The 19,146-nt window shown below is 29.5% G+C and carries 22 protein-coding genes; 13 read left to right on the top strand and 9 right to left on the bottom strand.

Annotated elements, in window-relative coordinates; all coding sequences use genetic code 11:
- The first annotated feature begins 147 nt into the window (after positions 1–147).
- Both KQI89_RS11215 and KQI89_RS11210 read left to right on the top strand, forming a co-directional pair.
- Complete coding sequence (locus KQI89_RS11215) at positions 148–1,341, top strand: peptidoglycan DD-metalloendopeptidase family protein (RefSeq protein WP_216457144.1); 1,194 nt, start codon at positions 148–150, stop codon at positions 1,339–1,341.
- A gap of 133 nt (positions 1,342–1,474) precedes the next feature.
- On the top strand, positions 1,475–2,431 hold the full coding sequence (locus tag KQI89_RS11210; protein ID WP_216457143.1) for a phosphoglycerate dehydrogenase: 957 nt from the start codon (positions 1,475–1,477) through the stop codon (positions 2,429–2,431).
- Positions 2,432–2,506: 75 nt separating this feature from the next.
- Here KQI89_RS11210 and KQI89_RS11205 read toward each other — a convergent pair whose 3' ends face one another.
- The 6 genes from KQI89_RS11205 to KQI89_RS11180 all read right to left on the bottom strand — a co-directional run bounded on the left by KQI89_RS11205 (position 2,507) and on the right by KQI89_RS11180 (position 7,407).
- Positions 2,507–3,700: a S8 family serine peptidase gene (locus tag KQI89_RS11205; protein ID WP_216457142.1), complete on the bottom strand. Its 1,194-nt coding sequence runs from the start codon at positions 3,698–3,700 to the stop codon at positions 2,507–2,509.
- Between the two features lie 130 nt (positions 3,701–3,830).
- Positions 3,831–4,736, bottom strand: coding sequence for a selenium metabolism-associated LysR family transcriptional regulator (locus KQI89_RS11200; protein ID WP_216457141.1), 906 nt, complete (start codon positions 4,734–4,736; stop codon positions 3,831–3,833).
- A 148-nt stretch (positions 4,737–4,884) separates the two neighbouring features.
- A complete protein-coding gene (locus KQI89_RS11195) occupies positions 4,885–5,718 on the bottom strand; it encodes an MBL fold metallo-hydrolase (protein WP_216457140.1) in 834 nt (277 codons plus the stop codon).
- A 17-nt stretch (positions 5,719–5,735) separates the two neighbouring features.
- Positions 5,736–6,167 carry a DMT family transporter gene (locus KQI89_RS11190; RefSeq protein ID WP_032123372.1) on the bottom strand — a complete coding sequence of 144 codons (432 nt, stop codon included), beginning with the start codon at positions 6,165–6,167 and terminating at the stop codon, positions 5,736–5,738.
- A gap of 67 nt (positions 6,168–6,234) precedes the next feature.
- On the bottom strand, positions 6,235–6,720 hold the full coding sequence (locus KQI89_RS11185; protein ID WP_216457139.1) for a dUTP diphosphatase: 486 nt from the start codon (positions 6,718–6,720) through the stop codon (positions 6,235–6,237).
- A gap of 132 nt (positions 6,721–6,852) precedes the next feature.
- Positions 6,853–7,407 carry a 2'-5' RNA ligase family protein gene (locus KQI89_RS11180; protein ID WP_032123374.1) on the bottom strand — a complete coding sequence of 185 codons (555 nt, stop codon included), beginning with the start codon at positions 7,405–7,407 and terminating at the stop codon, positions 6,853–6,855.
- 285 nt (positions 7,408–7,692) lie between these two features.
- Between KQI89_RS11180 and KQI89_RS11175 the strand changes: the two genes are divergently transcribed.
- The 5 genes from KQI89_RS11175 to KQI89_RS11155 all read left to right on the top strand — a co-directional run bounded on the left by KQI89_RS11175 (position 7,693) and on the right by KQI89_RS11155 (position 11,733).
- Positions 7,693–7,854, top strand: a complete 162-nt coding sequence (locus tag KQI89_RS11175) for a DUF1540 domain-containing protein (RefSeq protein WP_216457138.1) — start codon at positions 7,693–7,695, stop codon at positions 7,852–7,854.
- 470 nt (positions 7,855–8,324) lie between these two features.
- On the top strand, positions 8,325–9,587 hold the full coding sequence (locus KQI89_RS11170; protein WP_032123375.1) for a UDP-N-acetylglucosamine 1-carboxyvinyltransferase: 1,263 nt from the start codon (positions 8,325–8,327) through the stop codon (positions 9,585–9,587).
- Positions 9,588–9,623: 36 nt separating this feature from the next.
- Positions 9,624–10,409, top strand: a complete 786-nt coding sequence (locus KQI89_RS11165; protein ID WP_032123376.1) for an MBL fold metallo-hydrolase — start codon at positions 9,624–9,626, stop codon at positions 10,407–10,409.
- A gap of 85 nt (positions 10,410–10,494) precedes the next feature.
- Positions 10,495–11,061 carry a GerMN domain-containing protein gene (locus KQI89_RS11160; RefSeq protein ID WP_032123377.1) on the top strand — a complete coding sequence of 189 codons (567 nt, stop codon included), beginning with the start codon at positions 10,495–10,497 and terminating at the stop codon, positions 11,059–11,061.
- Between the two features lie 174 nt (positions 11,062–11,235).
- Positions 11,236–11,733, top strand: a complete 498-nt coding sequence (locus KQI89_RS11155) for an SEC-C metal-binding domain-containing protein (RefSeq protein WP_216457203.1) — start codon at positions 11,236–11,238, stop codon at positions 11,731–11,733.
- A gap of 77 nt (positions 11,734–11,810) precedes the next feature.
- On the opposite strand, the gene KQI89_RS11150 is transcribed toward KQI89_RS11155, so the two are convergent.
- Complete coding sequence (locus tag KQI89_RS11150) at positions 11,811–12,227, bottom strand: carbamoyl-phosphate synthase domain-containing protein (RefSeq protein WP_216457137.1); 417 nt, start codon at positions 12,225–12,227, stop codon at positions 11,811–11,813.
- Positions 12,228–12,700: 473 nt separating this feature from the next.
- Between KQI89_RS11150 and rlmH the strand changes: the two genes are divergently transcribed.
- From rlmH to KQI89_RS11130, 4 genes are all read left to right on the top strand, one after another.
- The gene (gene rlmH, locus KQI89_RS11145; protein ID WP_216457136.1) at positions 12,701–13,180 is read left to right on the top strand and encodes a 23S rRNA (pseudouridine(1915)-N(3))-methyltransferase RlmH; all 480 of its coding nucleotides are present in this window, start codon (positions 12,701–12,703) and stop codon (positions 13,178–13,180) included.
- Between the two features lie 462 nt (positions 13,181–13,642).
- The gene (locus KQI89_RS11140; protein ID WP_032121109.1) at positions 13,643–13,921 is read left to right on the top strand and encodes a CD3324 family protein; all 279 of its coding nucleotides are present in this window, start codon (positions 13,643–13,645) and stop codon (positions 13,919–13,921) included.
- A 217-nt stretch (positions 13,922–14,138) separates the two neighbouring features.
- Positions 14,139–14,711 (top strand): GNAT family N-acetyltransferase, encoded by a 573-nt coding sequence (locus tag KQI89_RS11135; protein WP_246583079.1) that lies wholly within the window; start codon positions 14,139–14,141, stop codon positions 14,709–14,711.
- 27 nt (positions 14,712–14,738) lie between these two features.
- The gene (locus KQI89_RS11130) at positions 14,739–15,236 is read left to right on the top strand and encodes a GNAT family N-acetyltransferase (RefSeq protein ID WP_216457134.1); all 498 of its coding nucleotides are present in this window, start codon (positions 14,739–14,741) and stop codon (positions 15,234–15,236) included.
- A gap of 561 nt (positions 15,237–15,797) precedes the next feature.
- Here KQI89_RS11130 and KQI89_RS11125 read toward each other — a convergent pair.
- A complete protein-coding gene (locus KQI89_RS11125; RefSeq protein ID WP_216457133.1) occupies positions 15,798–16,343 on the bottom strand; it encodes a DUF3231 family protein in 546 nt (181 codons plus the stop codon).
- Between the two features lie 604 nt (positions 16,344–16,947).
- Between KQI89_RS11125 and KQI89_RS11120 the strand changes: the two genes are divergently transcribed.
- A complete protein-coding gene (locus KQI89_RS11120) occupies positions 16,948–17,643 on the top strand; it encodes a helix-turn-helix domain-containing protein (RefSeq protein WP_216457132.1) in 696 nt (231 codons plus the stop codon).
- A gap of 289 nt (positions 17,644–17,932) precedes the next feature.
- Positions 17,933–18,541, top strand: a complete 609-nt coding sequence (locus KQI89_RS11115) for a flavodoxin family protein (protein WP_246583078.1) — start codon at positions 17,933–17,935, stop codon at positions 18,539–18,541.
- 208 nt (positions 18,542–18,749) lie between these two features.
- On the opposite strand, the gene KQI89_RS11110 is transcribed toward KQI89_RS11115, so the two are convergent.
- A complete protein-coding gene (locus KQI89_RS11110; RefSeq protein ID WP_216457208.1) occupies positions 18,750–18,911 on the bottom strand; it encodes a hypothetical protein in 162 nt (53 codons plus the stop codon).
- Positions 18,912–19,146 lie beyond the last annotated feature (235 nt).

The raw sequence follows: 19,146 nt of genomic DNA, 5'->3' as shown, positions 1-19,146 counted from the left end.
CCATCCGCTCTAATGCTACCATATTCTTCAAAGTGGGAATAAAGAGCGGCTACGTCCCTGGATAACGATTTCTAAGCTTTAGATGGACTAAAAACTCCCTCTAAAGTCAAGAACTCTGTTTATGAGATATAGAAAGGAAGTAATAAGATGGACAGTAAAGGTATTAAATTTATTAAGACTTTCCTTCTTATATTTGTGGTTACAATAGTTTTTTTAGCTTCATATAAGTGGTCTGAATACAAGTTAGTGTATGCAGCTTATATTGAAGATAGGTGCGTTGCTTATTCCGAAAGTAAAAATAAAGTTATAGATGTCTATAATAAAGTAATTGAAGAAAATAAAAATATAGAGATAGAGGGAAATATAAAATTTAAAAGGGCATTAGCTAAAAAGAGTTCTCTAAATAACTATGATAGCATAATAGACAACATAAAAGCCAGTTTAGATAAGGAAATAGATTGTATACTTTTAAAAATTGATGGAAAGAGTATAGGTATACTTAGAGATAAGGATGAAGTGGATAATTTTTTTACACTTATAAAAGAATATTATATAAGCATAAACAACATAAAAACTGAGGATTTGATTAGTACATCAATAATAAATGACATAGCATATGTACCTTATAAGGCATATAAATCTGAAATAAAAGATCCAGAGGCCTTATACAAAATAATAAGAGAGATAGACAGTAATAGAGAAAAACCCATTATATCTGTGGATATAATCTATGGCATAAAAGAAATAGAGAATATTCCTGCACCTACTACCATAATTACTAGTGAAGATTATTATATGGGAGAGGTTAAGGTAGAAGATTCTGGAGAAGAAGGACAGAAATCTATAGAAAAACAAGTGAGAATTACCAATTCAAAAGTAATGTCTGAAAGTAAGATAAAAGAGCAGGTAATAAAAGCACCTAAAAATAAAATTATTGTTAAAGGAAGCAAAAATCCCTTAGGAACTAATATGGCATTTTTACAAAAGCCTTCAAGAGGTTCTGTAACTTCGAATTTTGGATCTAGGTGGAAAAATGAAAGGCATCATGGAATAGACATAGCTGGTAACATAGGAGAGCCAATAAATGCAGCATTAGATGGTAAAGTAAACAAGGTAGGCTATGATAATATATATGGAAAATATATAAAGCTAGACCATGGTAAAGGTATAGAGACTCTTTATGGACATTGTAGCTCTATAACAAGAAAAGAAGGAGATACTGTTAAAAAGGGCGATGTTATAGCTAAGATAGGGAATACAGGTAGAAGTACTGGTCCCCATGTTCATTTCGAGTTAAGGTTAAATGGAAAGGCTGAAAACCCAATAAATTACATAAAATAGTTTTAAAAGCTATAGAAATGAAGCAGTAAACAAATTTACATAGAGAGAAAATTAAAAATTAATATTGGAACTCTCTTTTATAAAAGGTAAAATGTAGTTAACTATATTATGTGGAGGGAGAGAGTTTTAGCTTATGGTAAATAATTTAAAGAAATGCTTGATTACATATAATTATGGAAAAGATCAAGTAGAAAAGATCAAGGATTTAGGTTACCATATAATATTCAAAAAAGAAGAGGGTTTGACATATGACAAAGAGCTTGAAGAGGTAGAGGCGTTAATTTGTTATAATCCTTTTGAAACTCTAGATATAAAAGAAATGAAAAATCTAAAATGGATACAGCTATCTAGCGTAGGTATAGATCAACTACCTAAGGACAAGGTTATTGAAGAGGATATACTAGTAACAAACAACAGAGGTGGATATAGCATACCTATGGGTGAATGGATAGTTTTAAATATTCTTGAATTATATAAAAAGAGAATGGATGTATTTAAAAATAGAATGAATAAAAAGTGGAAGATGGATACTTCTATACTAGAGTTATATGGAAAGACTGTAGGATTTATAGGCACTGGAACTATAGCACAAGAAGGAGCTAAAAGGTTACAAGGCTTTGGGATAAAGGCTATAGGTATGAATACTGATGGAAGAGATGTTCAATACTTTGACAAATGTTATAAAAAAGAAGAGATTAATAAGATGCTATCTATAAGTGATGTGGTGGTTGTAACTATACCTTATACAAAAGATACTCATCATTTATTAAATAAAGAAAGATTACAGGTTATAAAAGATAATGCTGTAATAATAAATGTAGCTAGAGGTAGCATAATTGATGAAAAAAGTCTTATAGAAGAATTAAACAAAGGAAGATTTATGGGAGCTGCATTAGATGTTTTCGAAACAGAACCTTTACCTAAAGATAGTGAATTATGGGATATGAACAATGTTATAATAACCTGCCATAATTCTTGGATGTCTGAAGAGAGGAATAATAGGAGATTTGACACAGTTTACGAAAACTTAAAAAGATACTCAAAGGGAGAAGATTTACTAAACATTGTAGATATTGAAAGAGGTTATTAATTTTAATAGGCTGTAGATATTTTATTATAACTACAGCCTATTTTTTATCTGCTGGGTATAGTTGAATAGGTTTTTTTAAGGTAGGAGTTTATTTATGTTTATAACACCGTTTCCTTGAACAGACTTTGAAATCGGTACTAATTCAGAAGATACTTTTATTAAAGATATAAGATCCTTAAAGGTTAATGAAGGATTATTTTCTAATAATAGTGCACATATCCCACATATATATGCTACAGCACAAGATGTACCGCTATAAGAAGTATAAGGTTCTTCTAAGGTTTGGGGATATAGTTTTTTACCAGCTCTCTCCGAGATATAATTTTTATTTGTATTTAATGAACATAAATCAACACAGTTAGCTGCAATTTCGGGCTTATCTAGCTTTCTATTACCATTGGAAGAGGAGTACTTGAACTCTTTAATTTCATTACTTATATCTATTCCAGCTACAGTTATACATTCTTTTATAAGGGCAAGTCCCATCATAGTTTCCTCTTTGCATTCTATACTACCTGATGGAACTACAGGAAATATGCCCTTATGTATACAGCATTTAAAGGAAACAGAAAAACAGTTGTTTATAAAATTATCATGTTCTAATATTTCAAAGGGTAAGCATAAAATTTTAATATTATCCTTTGAGCTCCTACCCAAAGCATCATCTATAGCAGATAATATATCAGAAACATAAGCTCTGCCCATAGAATTAAATACTTTATAGCAATAAAGATCAGAATTTTCTGCAATACCTCTAAATCTTCCCTCTGACATTTGACCACTGCCTGAAATTAGACCAGCTATAAAGGTACCATGACCGTTATCATCATAAGGATATTTATAACCTTCTAACATATCCACAAAAACTTTAATCTTATTTCTAGGAATTAAAAGATCAGGATGAGGGTAAACACCACTATCTATTAAAGCTATACCTATATTTTTCCCTGTAAGTTTATAGCTATCCCCTATATAAGCTCTGTTAGACGATACTACGCTTCTTCCACAAAGAAAAGCAAAACTATCAAAGGTGATAAATTCAACTTCAGGATATTCTAATAATCTTCTTATTAAATTAGACGATATGCTAGCAGATATTATATTGCAATGATTTATATATCTTATTACCTTGCCACCTCCAGATTGGATTCTTTTCTCTATGTTCTTTTGAAGATTTTTACATTGAATTATAACTCTGTAGTTTTTGTATATGTTCATTTCCAAGGATTGTTTTAATCTAAAATCAATTTTATTCTTAAATGAAAACATGTAAAAACTCCCTTTTAGCATTACAATATATATAATATGACATATGCAGAAAAATGTATCCTTATTACAAATAAAAAATCTCTGTCTAGTGTGTTGGTTAAAAACAACATAGACAGAGATTTTTTATTTTTTATAAAGAGAAGTCATTAATATTAAATTCTTTAACACAAAATTTGAAAAAGGCTCTAGCAGTAGGAGTTAAAGTTCTTTTTGAATTAATTACAAGATATATGTAACGTTTTAAGTCCAGACCTTTTATCTTAGTCATTTTTAACTTACCAGCTTGAACATAATCTAGACCGACATCCTTTGAGACTATAGCTACGCCAGTTCCCGTTTTTACAAATTGTATTAATGTATCAAGGTTGTTTACTTCACAAATCACATTTACTTTATTCAGTGGAAAGTCCTTCGCTGCAATACCCTCCTCAAAGGTTTTTCTGGTAGCAGAGTTTTTCTCTCTCATTATAAATTTATAATCTGATAAATCTTCCAAATTTATTTCCTCGGGAATATTCATGGACGGATTTGATATTAAAACTAGATCATCTTCTACAAGACAATAGTTTTTTATTTTATCATTTTTACCTACATTTCCAACAAGTCCTATTTCACATTCCAAGTCTATTATATCTTCAATTATTTCTCCAGAACTTTTTTCGTTTATGTTAAAAGTGATTTCAGGATACTTTTGGCTAAACATATTTATAAGTCCTGGTACAATAGTATTGCATGGAGTGGTGCTAGCAGATATATTTAAGGTACCACAAATTGTATTATTAAAGTCACAGAGGTTTGTTATAGCATTATTTCTTATATTTATTATATCTAAAGCATAATCTAAAAAACACCTACCAGCAGGAGTTAAGTTTACCTCTTTTGAATTTCTATCAAATAGTTGTACACTTAGTTCTTTCTCTAAGCTAGATATGTGAGAACTAATAGTGGGCTGAGATAAGTATATACTATTTGCTGCTTTTGAGAAACTTTTAAGTCTTGCAACAGATATGAAAGCTTCTATTTGTTTAAAATCCATATAATCAAATCCCCCTTAATATTCATAGTTATGATTACATTATAACTTATGATTACAAATATTGATAGAATCTATAGAGGAACATAATGGTTATAAATCTAAAAATTTTAAGATAATTTATAAAATATAGAATTTTAGATTTAATTTGTTATATGGGAATAGTTTGACCTATATTTATTATATTTATTGTTTCATCTTTTATATTTTTTAGTATATCTAATGTGTCTTCGTCTTTTTCAAGGGATAATATGAATGTATTATAATGAATGGGTATCATCATTTTAGACTTCATCATTTTGTACATATTATAGCTTTGAAGAGGAGTGCAGTGCATTTTATCAAAACCTTCAGGAAGATAACAGCCAACAGGCATAAGAGCTACATCACTTTCAACTCCTTTAAAGTTCTCTGTAAATGCAGTGTCTCCTGCAAATAGTACGCTTTTATCCTTGCAAGTTATAAGATATGCATTGCTTTCATAGTCTTTGCCCAAATAATATCTTCTTCCATCGTGATTTGCTTCAATACATTTTATAGTAATGTCATTGTTTTCATAAGTTTCACCCTTAGATATACCTATAACAGTATTAAATCCTATAGTTTTAATACGCTTTACATAGGATTTTGGACATAGAACTATACTTTTTTTATTCATTCTAGCTAATGAAAAGAAATCAATGTGATCCATATGACCATGAGATAAGAGTATATAATCAATATCCGACTTTTTTAAGTTTATGGAAGGCTTGACCTTCCTCTTAAATTGGACTAAAGACCCCACTATAGGGTCTGTGACTAGTATATTATTATAAAGATTTATAAGTACAGAGGCGTGACCTATCCAATGCACTGAATTTGTGACTATAGGTTCCCCTAAGGGAGTTAGGGACTTTTTGAAATAATTTTTTAAATTTCTATAATGTAATTTAGTAAGAAACTTTATATTAAAGCACAATTTATGTATATTATTAAATAAATTCATAGTAACCTCCAGTATTATTAACCTTTCCACTTAAATATTATAATACCTACAATCATTATGGCAACACCTATAAACTTGGTAACGCCAAAATTTATTTTTGTAGTATCAAATAAACCTAAGGCATCAATAACCGCTGCACCTAAAAGTTGTGCCACAAGTATAGTTGATATGCAGTAAGTTGGTCCCATAAGAGAAACACCTTTCATTACAGTATATATAATTATAACTCCTAATACTCCCCCTAGAAGATAAAGCTTGTTTGCTGATTTTATTTCCTTTATATTTCCATCTCCTAAGAACATTACTATTATAATAGTTAGTATAAGGCCAGTGCCTTGAACGATTAAATTAGTTTCCCAAAGTCCTATTTTTTCTCCTAATCTAGTGTTAAAAACACCTTGAAGACTCATAGCTAATCCTGCAACTATAGAGAAGATTATTCCAATCATTAATATCACCTCTCTATTATTGTTTCCAAAAAGTAAAAAAAAACTCTACCAAAGGTAGAGAAGATGGTTAATAGTTATTTTCTTGTCTTTTATGATTAATATTATTTTTTTCTATATATGTAATTTGTATTTCTTCTATAGAAAATCCTAAGCTGAGTCCTAAACTTAAAAAGTCCTCAAAAAGAGTGGTGTAATGATCTATAGAAGATGTAACCATTAGATCGTTTATATCTACATACAAATTTAAGAATTGCTCTGTAATACTATAGTCATTTGGTTTAATATTAGGTGATATATGAGTGTAGTGTTTGTCTAAGCCTAAGGTTAGTATAAAGTGTAAGCAATCTACATACTCTTCTAATACAATATTTTTTTCAGAAGGCTTCGCAATACTCCAATATTTAAAAGATTTAGTTTCATTAGCTAATTCACCTAGTTCTACTAATAGGGCTAAAAGTTTTTTTGAATGTAGAGTGCCCTCATCTAAGTGTTTACAGGCAAGAATTTTTTCATTCAGTTCGTTCTGTAACTTAAACAATTGTTCTAAATTCATTTAACAAGGCCGCCTTTCTATGAATAGAAATTTAATCACTAATACATTGTAACTAATTATCATAAAAATTGAAAGTTTCAGAAAACGATTACTGAAAGAAATTTTTTATTTATTATTATTTTTAGCAAAATACTACTCTAAAAATGTCTTTAAGGGGTAACTTTTAATAAGCATATCCCTTTTATTGTTAATAGGTTTCCAAAGTTCTATTCGCTCTATTTTTGCCAGTTTATAAAAACCTTCATTTTGAGCTTTAGTGCATGCATTTAAAAATTCATGATTGGACCATTCTCTAGAAGCAAAGTTTGTATTTGCAAGAGAAATATGTAGATCCCACTCAGAAGCTCTATTTCTTACATTGAAACCATGTAATTTTAGTTTGTCATTTATAACCCGGTTTAGTCTTTGTATATATCCTTTGTTTTCAACTTTTAGATTTACAGATTTATAGGGCTCATTAAAACAAATTACATCACTTATTTCCACTTTAAACTGTTTATAAGATTTTAATATATCTGTAAGTATTTCATCTAACTTGTTTAAATTAGGATCATCTATAACTTCTAAGGTTATATGAAGAGTAGGTAGATTTTTGTAAAGTTTATATTTTTTACTTATATTTCTTTGTATATCTTCTATGGATTTATATGAATCCTTATCAAATAGAGCTACTAAATAATATTTCATTTTTGTCCCCCAATTTATATATTTTTTAATTTTGGCTAAGATTTAAATCCTAATGGACTCTGAAATTAAGAAAGATATTAATAGGTTTAATCCTTAAAGTCCTAACCTTTAATGTTTAAGAAATAATAGCGTTACTCTTTATATTATACCATATTCAAGGCTTTTTAAGTATGCTATTATGTTACAGTATGGTATAAATTAGTGTTGCATAATAATAAGTTTAAATACAAATAATATAATCGTACTCTTGCTAATTAAAATATAAGATTGAAGGAGTGGATTAGTATGGAAGTTAATAAAAGTATAGGATGTGCAGTTTCAGAGTGTAAGTATCATTATAAGAAAGATAATTACTGTACATTAAACAAAATTGAAGTAGTAAAGCATGAGCCTATGGCAAAAACAGTTGAATGTACTGACTGTGGAAGCTTTGAAAGTATGAAATAATAAAAGAACTGTCATAACTTAAAGATTTTAGTTATGACAGTTCTTTTATAAATATAGGATTAAAATTACTTTTTTGATTGTATAAGGAAATTAAACCAATAATAAACTAAGGGGATTTTTATATTTAATTAGTTAAGTTTTAAATTATGCTTGTATTATCAAGTTGTTATGGTTAAAATATATTAGAGAATTTTATAATTGGGTATATACTAATTATCTGTGTAATAGCCAAAAAAATATGTTAAAGTTATATTAATTTATGATATAATAAAAGTTATGAAAACAAAACATTTGACACATTAATTGATAAATGTAATTAAGATAAAGAATATTGTAATTAAATTAAGATATTAAGATAGAATTTTAGATTATAGAAGATTTATTTTTATTAAAATTGACTAATTAAAAGATTTGCATTTTAGAGATTTACGGAGAGTTCATATAAAAAATGATTAATAAGGGTGAAATGTATGGAAAAGTTGATAGTATATGGAGGAAATCGTCTTTTTGGAGATATTGACATAAGTGGAGCAAAAAATGCAGCGGTAGCAATAATACCAGCAGCTTTAATGGCAAGTGATGGAACTTGCATTATTGATAACATACCAGATATAGAGGATGTTCATTGTTTGGAGAGAATAATAGAATCCTTAGGTTGTAAGATAAAAGTTAACACTAATTCTTTAACTATAGATAGTTCAAATATAACTAATTTAGATGCATGTACTGAAGATGTAAGGAGAATGAGGGCTTCTTATTACTTCATTGGAGCTTTATTGGGCAGATTCAAAGAGGCAAGAGTGGAGTTGCCTGGAGGATGTCCTATAGGGGTTAGACCTATAGATCAACATATAAAAGGCTTTGAGGCTTTAGGGGCTACAGTTAAGATTGAGCATGGAGCTGTAAATGTTAAGGCGGACAGACTTATAGGCACAAATATATTTTTTGACGTAGTAAGTGTTGGGGCAACTATAAACGTGATGTTAGCAGCTACCCTTGCTGAAGGGGTAACTACCCTTGAAAATGCAGCAAGAGAACCCCATATAGTAGACGTAGCCAATTTTTTAAATTCTATGGGAGCTAATGTTAAAGGGGCAGGAACGGATATAATAAGAATTACTGGTGTGGAAAAGCTATGTGGTTGTAATTACAGCGTTATACCAGACCAGATTGAAGCAGGCACATTTATGATAGCAGCTGCAGCAACAGGGGGAGAGGTTACTATCAAAAATGTAATACCTAAGCACTTAGAGTCCATTTCAGCAAAATTAATAGAAATGGGTGCGGAGGTTATAGAACAGGATGATTCTGTAACTGTAAAGTCTACAGGCAAATTGAAAAGCGTAAATATAAAAACAGCTCCTTATCCTGGCTTTCCAACAGATGTTCAGCAACCTATGAGTACATTGCTTTGTGCTGCTGAGGGAAGAAGTATAGTTAATGAAAGCATTTGGGAAAGTAGATTTAAGCATGTAGATGAGCTTAAAAAGATGGGAGCTAACGTTAAAGTAGAAGGACGAACTGCTATAATAGATGGAGCGGAAAAACTTACAGGTGCTATAGTTAAAGCTACGGATTTAAGGGCTGGAGCGGCTATGGTTATTGCAGGTTTAATAGCAGAAGGAAAAACAGAGATACATAGTTTAGATCATATAGATAGAGGCTACCCTAATATAGAAGTTAAATTTCAAAGATTAGGAGCAAAAATACACAGAGAAAGTGCAGAAGAATAGTTGCCTCTTATATAAGTTAGTTTGGAGGAAATATATATGATATTTTGTTCCTTATATAGTGGAAGTAGTGGGAACAGTATATTTGTGGCGTCAGAAAATTCAAAGATACTTATAGACGCAGGACTACCTGGTAAAAGCATAGACGCTGCGCTTAAGGAAATAGGAGAAGATCCTAAGGAATTAGACGCTATATTCGTTACTCATGAACATTCAGACCATATAAAAGGCATAGGAGTAATGTCAAGAAAATATGATATACCTATATATGCAAACAATAAGACTTGGCTTAATATGTCCAATTCTATTGGAAAGATAAAAGATCATAACATAAAAGTTATGGATAAAGATGTGGTTACAATAAGGGATATGGATGTTATAAATTATCCTATTCCTCATGATGCTGCAAGTCCAGTGGGATACTCAGTGCATTCTTCAGGTAAGAAGGTAAGTGTAGCTACAGACCTTGGGTGTTTTACAGAGGATATTAAAAAGAACATAGAAGATTCAGATGTAATACTTTTAGAAAGCAATCATGATATAGAGATGCTAAAATTTGGGCCTTACCCTTATAACTTAAAAAGAAGAATTTTAAGTAGTATAGGTCATCTTTCTAATGATGATTGTGGATCTGCTATAGTAGATATGATGAATCATAAATATAAAAGAATAATATTAGGTCATTTGAGTCATACTAATAACTATCCAGATTTAGCATATCAAACAGTGATAAATGTGCTAAGAGAAAATAATATTGAACTTCAAAAGGATATAGCTTTAACTATGGCTCATAGAAGTAGGCCAAGCAGCTATATAAAGATATAATTATATAATAAGGTAGTCCTTTTAAATGCATTTGGCCAGGGAATAGGACGCTTTTATTAATTAATATTTAGGAGAAGAGAGATATATGAATAAAGGATTTAAAAAAGCTTTAGGCATCGTATTTTGTTTTACAGCCTTAATGTCAGCAGGATGTTCTAAAAAGGATAAACTAAGTATAAACAACAAAGAAAAGTTAAAGAATATTCAGCTGCCATTTGAAAAAGAAAACAATATTGAGTTGGATATTTATTTTGATGCTTCAAAGGATCCGTCAAATGTAGAAATTGCTAAGGAAGAGGTTTTAATAGCCAAAGAAGAGGTAATAGGACAACTTATAGTAAATTCATTGATAAAAGGACCTTCAATAAACGGAAAGTTAAAACCAGTATTACCTAAGGATACTAGGCTCTTAAGTTTTTCTATAAAGGATGGAATAGCTTTTGTAAATCTTAGTAAGGAAGCTATAGTAACTATGACTGCTCCAAAGGAAGAAGCTATCCTTAGAAGTATAGCAGCTTCACTTGATCAAATCCCTTCTGTGGGAAAAATCAAGATACTTATAGATAGCAAAGATGCTGAATCTTTAGGAGGGAATTTTGATATTTCAAAAGCTTTTGGTAAAGAAGAGGTTTCTTCACTAAAGAAACAGTAAGTATCTAAATAAAGGTAATAAATCTTTAATTTGTAAGCAGAAATTAGAAAAAACTTGTTTACTACAAAATTAAAATAAAGTAAAATATAGCTTATAGCGTAATAGAATAAAATGTTTTATTGCCATAAGTTTAAATATGGAGTACAAAAAAGAAGAAGAGGGAGACAGGTGGATATGAGTTTATATAAGCAATGGACAGACATGGTTATAGATTATGTAAAGCATAAAGGTGAAGATGCATTTTGGGATGAGTATAGTGACATTGAAAGACGTATTTACACAAAAATTCTTGCAAGTCATAAAGATGTAATTACTACAACTATAGATGATTTAGCAAAAGAATTTGGTACAACTCCAGAGTTCGTAATGGGCTTTGTAGATGGAATAAATGAAAGTTTAGTTGAAGAGATAGACTTAGAAGTTATTGACGAAGACACTGAAATTGAATTTAAAATAGATTTTGAAAAGTTATATTTCAATATGCTAGATGCAAAAGCGGAGTATCTATATGAACTTCCTCAATGGGAAGGAATATTCTCAAAGGAAAAGAGAAAAGAGATACAAAAGGACTGGAGAGGATCTAAAACAGTTGTTAATGAAAATAAAATAGGAAGAAATGATCCTTGTCCTTGTGGAAGTGGTAAAAAATACAAAAAATGCTGTGGAAAATAATAGAAATTAATAAAGGACTTTCAATAAATCTTTGAAAGTCCTTTAAGTTAAATCTATTTTTATATTTTAAGTTAAATCTATGAGCTTAGACTAACTAGGCTTTCAAACTCTTTAACTGTAAGGGATTCTGTAGTTAGCACACACTTCATGGATCCTTTATCAACAACCCTTTTTATAATTCCTTTCATATTAATGTCATATAATCCTAACACATTCATTTCCTTAAGCATGGATTCAATACTATTTTTAACAGAGGGTTCCTTAAAGTTACTACTTATGTCATTGAATATCATACCTTTAGAATGAAACTCATCAATAGTATTACTTCTTTCTTTAAGATTATTATTTATAAGTATAGAAGAACCTTTTTTTAGTACGCCTTTATCTTTTGATGTTGAATTATCAAAGTCAATCTCACCAATGATAGTTCCTTTTCTTCCAAAAGTTTTTCCTGAAAATATGCTACCATCCTCTAAATATAAAATTCCAACCATTTAATACACCTCACAATATTAATTTTGAGGTATTTGGAATCTTCTACGTTAAAACCATATAGCCTGGTATATTTTTAAAGCACGAATATATGGAGTTAATTTCCAAACACCTTATCAGTCTCACAGGACTGCTTTAAAGGTAATAATTTTACTATAAAAGCTATAGTCTTAAGTAATCAAACTTATTCATTTGTCACCATCTATTATTAAAAATCACCTCATAGATGATCACTATAATTTTAAAATCTTTCATAAGAATTTAAGACATAAAAAAACACCTATCCATAATAAGGAAGGCGCAATCATACAAGTATATCTACACCACCTTACTGACATCTCTGTGTCAAAATTAAAGGTTCACTTGCTAAAAATATATTAGCACTATTTGAGTTTTAGGTCAATATGATTTAAATAAATTTGTAGTATAATATATATATCAAAAAATCTTAAGTATTTCTAAAGGGAGAAAATTAATGAATATAACCATAATATCCGTAGGAAAAATTAAAGAAAAATATTTAAAAGATGCCATAGAGGAATATTCAAAAAGATTAAAAAGATACTGCAAACTTGATATAGTAGAACTTTCTGATGAAAAGACTCCAGATAATGCATCTAAAAAAGAGGAACTTCAAATAAAAGCAAAAGAAGGAGAAGCTATATTAAAGCAGATAAAAGAAAATATGTTTGTTATAGCTTTAGATCTAAAAGGAAAAATGATATCCTCAGAGGACCTAGCATTTTTTATAGAAGATTTAGGAATAAAAGGTGAAAGTAACTTAGCCTTTGTCATAGGAGGTTCATTAGGTTTATCACAAGAAGTTTTAGAGAGAGCAAACTATAAGCTTTGTTTTTCAAAGATGACCTTTCCACATCAACTATTTAGGGTTATGCTACTAGAACAAGTATATAGAGGATTTAGGATAATTAAGGGAGAACCGTACCATAAGTAAGCCTCCAAATTTTATATTTGGCTAGGCGAACTTACTCTTTTGAATAAGTGTGAAAAGGAGTTTCCTATAAGTAAATGAGGTTTTTAGTCTTAGGTATTGAAATAACTTGCCTAAGTCTATTTTTTAGTAGAAATACCGTATCATAAGTAAGTAGATAAAATGGTTCTAATATACAATGTTTAAATTAATATTTTGTAATATCAACCAATATTGTCCATATAAACCTAGTGATATATAATTACATAAGGAAGGTGGTGGTACTATGAAAATCAATAGGATTTTTAGAAGTTTTAAAACTTGCTCCTGCAAAGACTATAATGAAACAAAAAGTAATGCTTTAGCAGGAGCCTAATTTAAAAAATGCTTTAAAATAGATGTTAATTAACTTAGGTTCTTTTAGCACATTACTGAGTTTCAGTAGTTTTTGCAATCAAATCTATAAAAATAGAGGAGAGCAAGACGTTGAAATATATTAATGGAAATAATGTGTTACCAGAAGAGATGATAAAAGCCATACAAGAATATGTTGATGGAGAATTTGTTTATATACCAAGAAAAAATGATAGTCATAAAGCTTGGGGAGAAAAAAGTGGTACAAGATATATGTTAAAAAATAGGAATGCTGAAATTTTTGAAAAACATAATGATGGTATGAGTGTAAGAAAGTTAGCACAGATGTATTACTTATCAGAGCAAAGTATAAGACGTATTATAAGAGAGAAGAAGAAGTTATGCGCATAATTAAGCCATAACTATTTATGAAATTGAATGTTTATTTAAATTAATGATATGATTTTTTATAGAGTTATATAAGGAAACCTTATCTGATTTTAAGTAGACATTGTAAGTTAAATTTAAATTAAAGATAATGTCCTATTTATAATCAGCATGCTAATTAAAGTTAAAATTAGCATGCTATTTATTTTTCAATTTATATTATTAGATGGAGGGTGAGATTTTGGGGGTTAAAGTAGTCTTGGCAAATGAAGAACAGGCAAAGATTATAAAGAATATTTATCCATTGTATTTACATGACTTATCAGAGATTTATGGAAATGTACCTAATGAATATGGGATTTACGAGGATGAGCCTATAAAAACATTAATTGAGCAATATGATGTTCAAAATGTTTGGTTTGAAAATCCTAATTATCTATTTCCATTTATTATAATGGTGGACGGAAAACCAGCTGGATTTGACTTGGTATCAACTGGTAAATTTGCACCAGAAGGAATGGATTATTACGTTTACGAGTTCTTTTTATTAAGACCATATAGGGGAAAAGAGATTGCATCCATTGCAGCAAAGCAGATATTTAATAAATTTTCAGGAAAATGGGGATTATATGTGGCTCCATCAGGGACAAACCCAAGGGCAGAAAAGTTTTGGAGAAAAACTATTAATGATTATACTCAGGGTAACTTTGAAGAAAATCATGAGACAACATTTGACGGGTATAAACTAATATTTACATTTAATAATACATTCAAATATATAGTACATTTAAGTTATTTCAAGAGGTATAATTAAAAACAAATTAGTTGGGGGATTTATAAAATGAATTTAAATGAAACAAAACTAGAAAGAATAACAGTAGACTCAAAAGCAAAGCTGGAGAATTTAATGAGTATATATTTACACGATTTATCAGAGTTTGCAGCTGATTTGAAAATTAATGAGGAGGGAAGATTTGAATATGATGGTTTAGAATTATATTTTAAATCAGAGGATTTAACTCCTTATTTTATAATTTATCAAGGTGAAGTGGCAGGTTTTGTTCTCTTTAATAAGGGAAAATACGTTCCAAAAGATATTGATTATGTTATTCATGAGCTATTTATATTAAAGGGTTTTAGAAAGAAGGGTATAGGTATTGCTGCAATTAGAATTTTGTTAGATCAATGTAAAGGAAAATATAGAATAGTACAAATATCAACTAATAAGATAGCAGTGAATTTTTGGATAAAATTTTATGAGAATCAAGGTATTAAATATATAGAATCAAAAGAAAAACTTGATGATTTAGATGGGAATGTTCAGATATTTAATGTGTAATCAAATAGAGGTACTATATTTAAGTAGCAGAAATTATTATAGGAATCATTAAATTTTTATAGAGTAAAAGACTATAAGAGTGGTTACCTGCTTAGATAAATCAATAAGTATGTATATTAAATCAGGATTTGTAAGAGTATTAGAGAAAGCTAGGTAATTTATGATTTAGAATTATATCGTAATTATGGAGGCTTTACACAGAATAGTAAAATAGGAAAACCTCATTTAGAGAAGTTACGGAGAACCGTACCACAAGTAACTGAGGTCTTTTGCAATAAGTGGTTCAATAAGATTCGACTCCACCATTTAAATGTACAAAAAAGAGGATAAGGTTAATTTCTAGGCGAATCCATTATTTTTAGGATTCGCCTTCTTTTCTTCTACAACTAACACCTTACATTATTTAAATAATATAAAAAAATCTGCTTCGCAGACTGTGTGTTTCTGTACCTTTATAGAGTTATACACAGATTTAAAATTTTATAATTTCCTATAGAATAAAAAAAGTAGAAAGCAGATATTTTTATCTGTTTTTCTACCTTTTTAGGAACTTGTTATTAATTATTGTTGTTTTGTTTCATGATGAAGTGGTGGTGGAACTAACCAACCTTTATCTTTCATGATTTGTAATAATGCTGCGCCATCTTTTGCTTTTTTTGCACCCATTTGACCAAATAATAATCCAACATCTTCACGAATTGATTGACTCATTCCTTGACTATTTGCTACAACACCTGCTGCTATATCAGCAGCTACTATATACGCTATTTGTGCATCTTGCAATCTCGCTCCAACTGGAATTTGTTCAAGGTCTGCTTCAGGTCGTTCTGCTGGTGTGGGTGGAACCGCGATATCGTTATGTAGTAATACTTCCTCTATTTCTTTTATTGATGGTTTGATTGATGATTCGATTACTTGTTTTAAAAACGCTTTTAACTCTTGGTCACCAGTATGATTAATATAAACTTGATAACTGTCTAATGCACCTTTTGCAACTGATAAAGAGCTCCATAGTCCAAATACTTCTCCATAATGTAAAGGCTCATCTTGAGGACTTCCACTTAAAATTCCCATAATAATCTTACTTCCTTTCGTTATTAGATTCATACTACTCTCCTTCTCATTTAATAGTCACAAAACTATTATTTGTCTAATAGTGGATTTTATACATATGATGCGGTAAAGGAATTGTTAATTATGGGAGAGAAAGTAGTAGCAGCAACTACGAAGATGTAGAATATATACGGAAGAAGAAAATGGAAAAACCTCATTTATAGGTGATACGGAGAACCGTACCATAAGTAAGCTTCCAAATTTTATATTTGGCTAGGCGAACTTACTCCTTTGAACAAATGTAAAAAGGAGTTTCCTATAAGTAAATGAGGTTTATAGCATTAACCATTGATTTAACTTGGTTAGGGCTATTTTTATAAGTAAAAACACTGTATCACAAGTAAGTAGATAAAATGAGTTTAATATGTAATATTTATAAATTATGTTATTGTAAAGTGATAGGATTAAGTCCATATATTAGATAGGTAAAGGTTCTATAGAATATTATTTATATACGATTAATTGCTCAATAATTTTAAATTAGAAATTGCAACTTTAAGTTGCTAAAAATGATATAAAAGAAATTAAAGGTTGGTGTAAGGATAAGACTACTTTACGTTATAATAAGTTTATCGGAATATAAAGGAGGGTATATAACATGAGTTTTGGACAAAATATTCAATTTTTAAGAAAAATGCATAAGGGAATGACTCAAGAAGAGTTGGCAGAGAAAATGGGAGTTTCTCGTCAAACTGTTTCGAAGTGGGAACTTGATGGCACATATCCTGAAATGGATAAGGTAATAGAATTATGCAAACTTTTTTCATGCTCTATGGATAAGTTAGTTAGGGAAGATATAAATATGATTAATGAAGCTTATTCAAATCTTAGAGTAGAAGAAGTAACCTCATTTGCTTTTGTTAAATATGCAGTAATAAGTGTAGAGCCGGAAGATGATGCTATAAAACACATAAAAGATTGGGCTAATAGTAATGGAATTAATGAACCAGAAATAATAGGATGGGATTTCCCATATGTATCACAGGAACAAATCAATGTGTATAATATGCATGGATATGAGGCAGCATGTATTTTACCTCTAAATTTTGAAATAGGGAATAATAACTTAGAAGTTATAACTCAAAAAGAACAACGCTATGCAATTATTACTATTAAGGAACCTTTTATTGAACCATTTTCTCTTATTCCAAATGCATATAAGACACTTATGATATATATGGAGGTAAATTGTTATAATCATAAGAAAGGTAAAGATATCATACATTGTTTTGAAAAGGTATATGAGAAGGATGGTATTTGCTATATGGATGTATATATAGCTGTTGAGGACTAGTTTTATAATATTCCAGAAGGATAAAATGGAAAAACTCACTTAGAGTAGTTACGGAGAACCATACCATAAGTAAGGCTCCAAATTTTATATTTGATTAGCAGAACTTACTCCTTCGAACAAGTGTGAGAAGGAGTTTCCTATAAGTAAATGCGGTTTATAGTCTTAACCATTGATTTAACTTGGTTAGGGCTATTTTTATAAGTAAAAATACTGTATCGTAAGTAATAAGATAAAATGAGTTTAATATGTAATATTTACAAAATATGTTATAATAAAAGTAGGAACAAATTTGAGTGATAGACAAATAGTAATTTGTGAAGGAGAAGAAGATGAGGGTATTATGAAAACATTAATATTCAATGGTTCTCCAAGGAAGGACGGAGATACTGCTAGTTTGATAAATGAACTGGTTAATCAGTTAAATCGTGAGTATAGAATAGTTAATACATATAATTGCAAAATAAACCCATGTGTTGATTGTAGATTTTGTTGGGAAAATGAAGGTTGTTGTATTGATGACGAAATGCAGGAAATTTATAAGAATATACAGGAATGCGATAATATTTTAATTGCATCTCCTATTTATTTTTCAGAATTAACAGGAGTATTGTTGAGTGTTGGAAGCAGGCTTCAGACTTATTTTTGTGGAAAGTTTTTTCGTAAAGAGATTCCAATCAAAAAGCCTAAAAAAAGTGCTGTTATTGTCGTTGGTGGGGGCGATGAAAGCGTAGATAAACCATATGAAACAGCATGTACTTTGCTTCATCATATGAATTCATATGATATATTTCCACTTGTGTATAGTCATAATACAAATAGCAATCCAGCAATTACAGATATTAATGCTATAAGAGGGATAAATGGTATTGCAAAATTTTTTAATGAGTTAGGAGAATAATTTATGATAGAAAATAGCTCGTAAAATTCTAACTATTGAACAGTTAATAATCTTAAATATAAAAAATTATTTATGTTTATTTTTTATGAAAATTTGATATAATATAAATAAGAAAAGCTTAGTGTTGGTAGCACTAAGCAATCCTTAGAACATTTATTTTGTTTTAGGGCTATTGGATGAAATTAATAAGGTTAATTAAGAAAAGGTGCTAATCTTCGTTGGATGGAGCACTTTTTTCTTTGCTTTTAACTTCTATATCAAGACCAAGAAACTTAATCTTTATTTTTAAGTGATGTATAAAAAGATTATGTTTTAAAACTAATTTTATTACATAAACAATTGATATACATTTTATAAAAGTATCAAACATATCCAATACCACCCCCTTAGCTATAGTGAAATAGTTCACCAATAGCCCAGGAGGATAAAACGTTCAAAACCTCCGCAGCCATCCTACTACGGATTTCAAAATATTACTTTAGAATTATACCATATTTATGTAGAATATACACACAAGAATAAAATGGAAAAATCTCATTTAGAGTAGTTACGGAGAACCGTACCATAAGTAAGCCTCCAAATTTTATATTTGATTAGTAGAACTT

The sequence above is a fragment of the Clostridium simiarum genome (assembly GCF_018919175.1).
Classification (GTDB): domain Bacteria; phylum Bacillota; class Clostridia; order Clostridiales; family Clostridiaceae; genus Clostridium_L; species Clostridium_L simiarum.
Note: the sequence above shows the minus strand (reverse complement) of the source record. Positions and strands in the feature narration are given on the sequence as shown.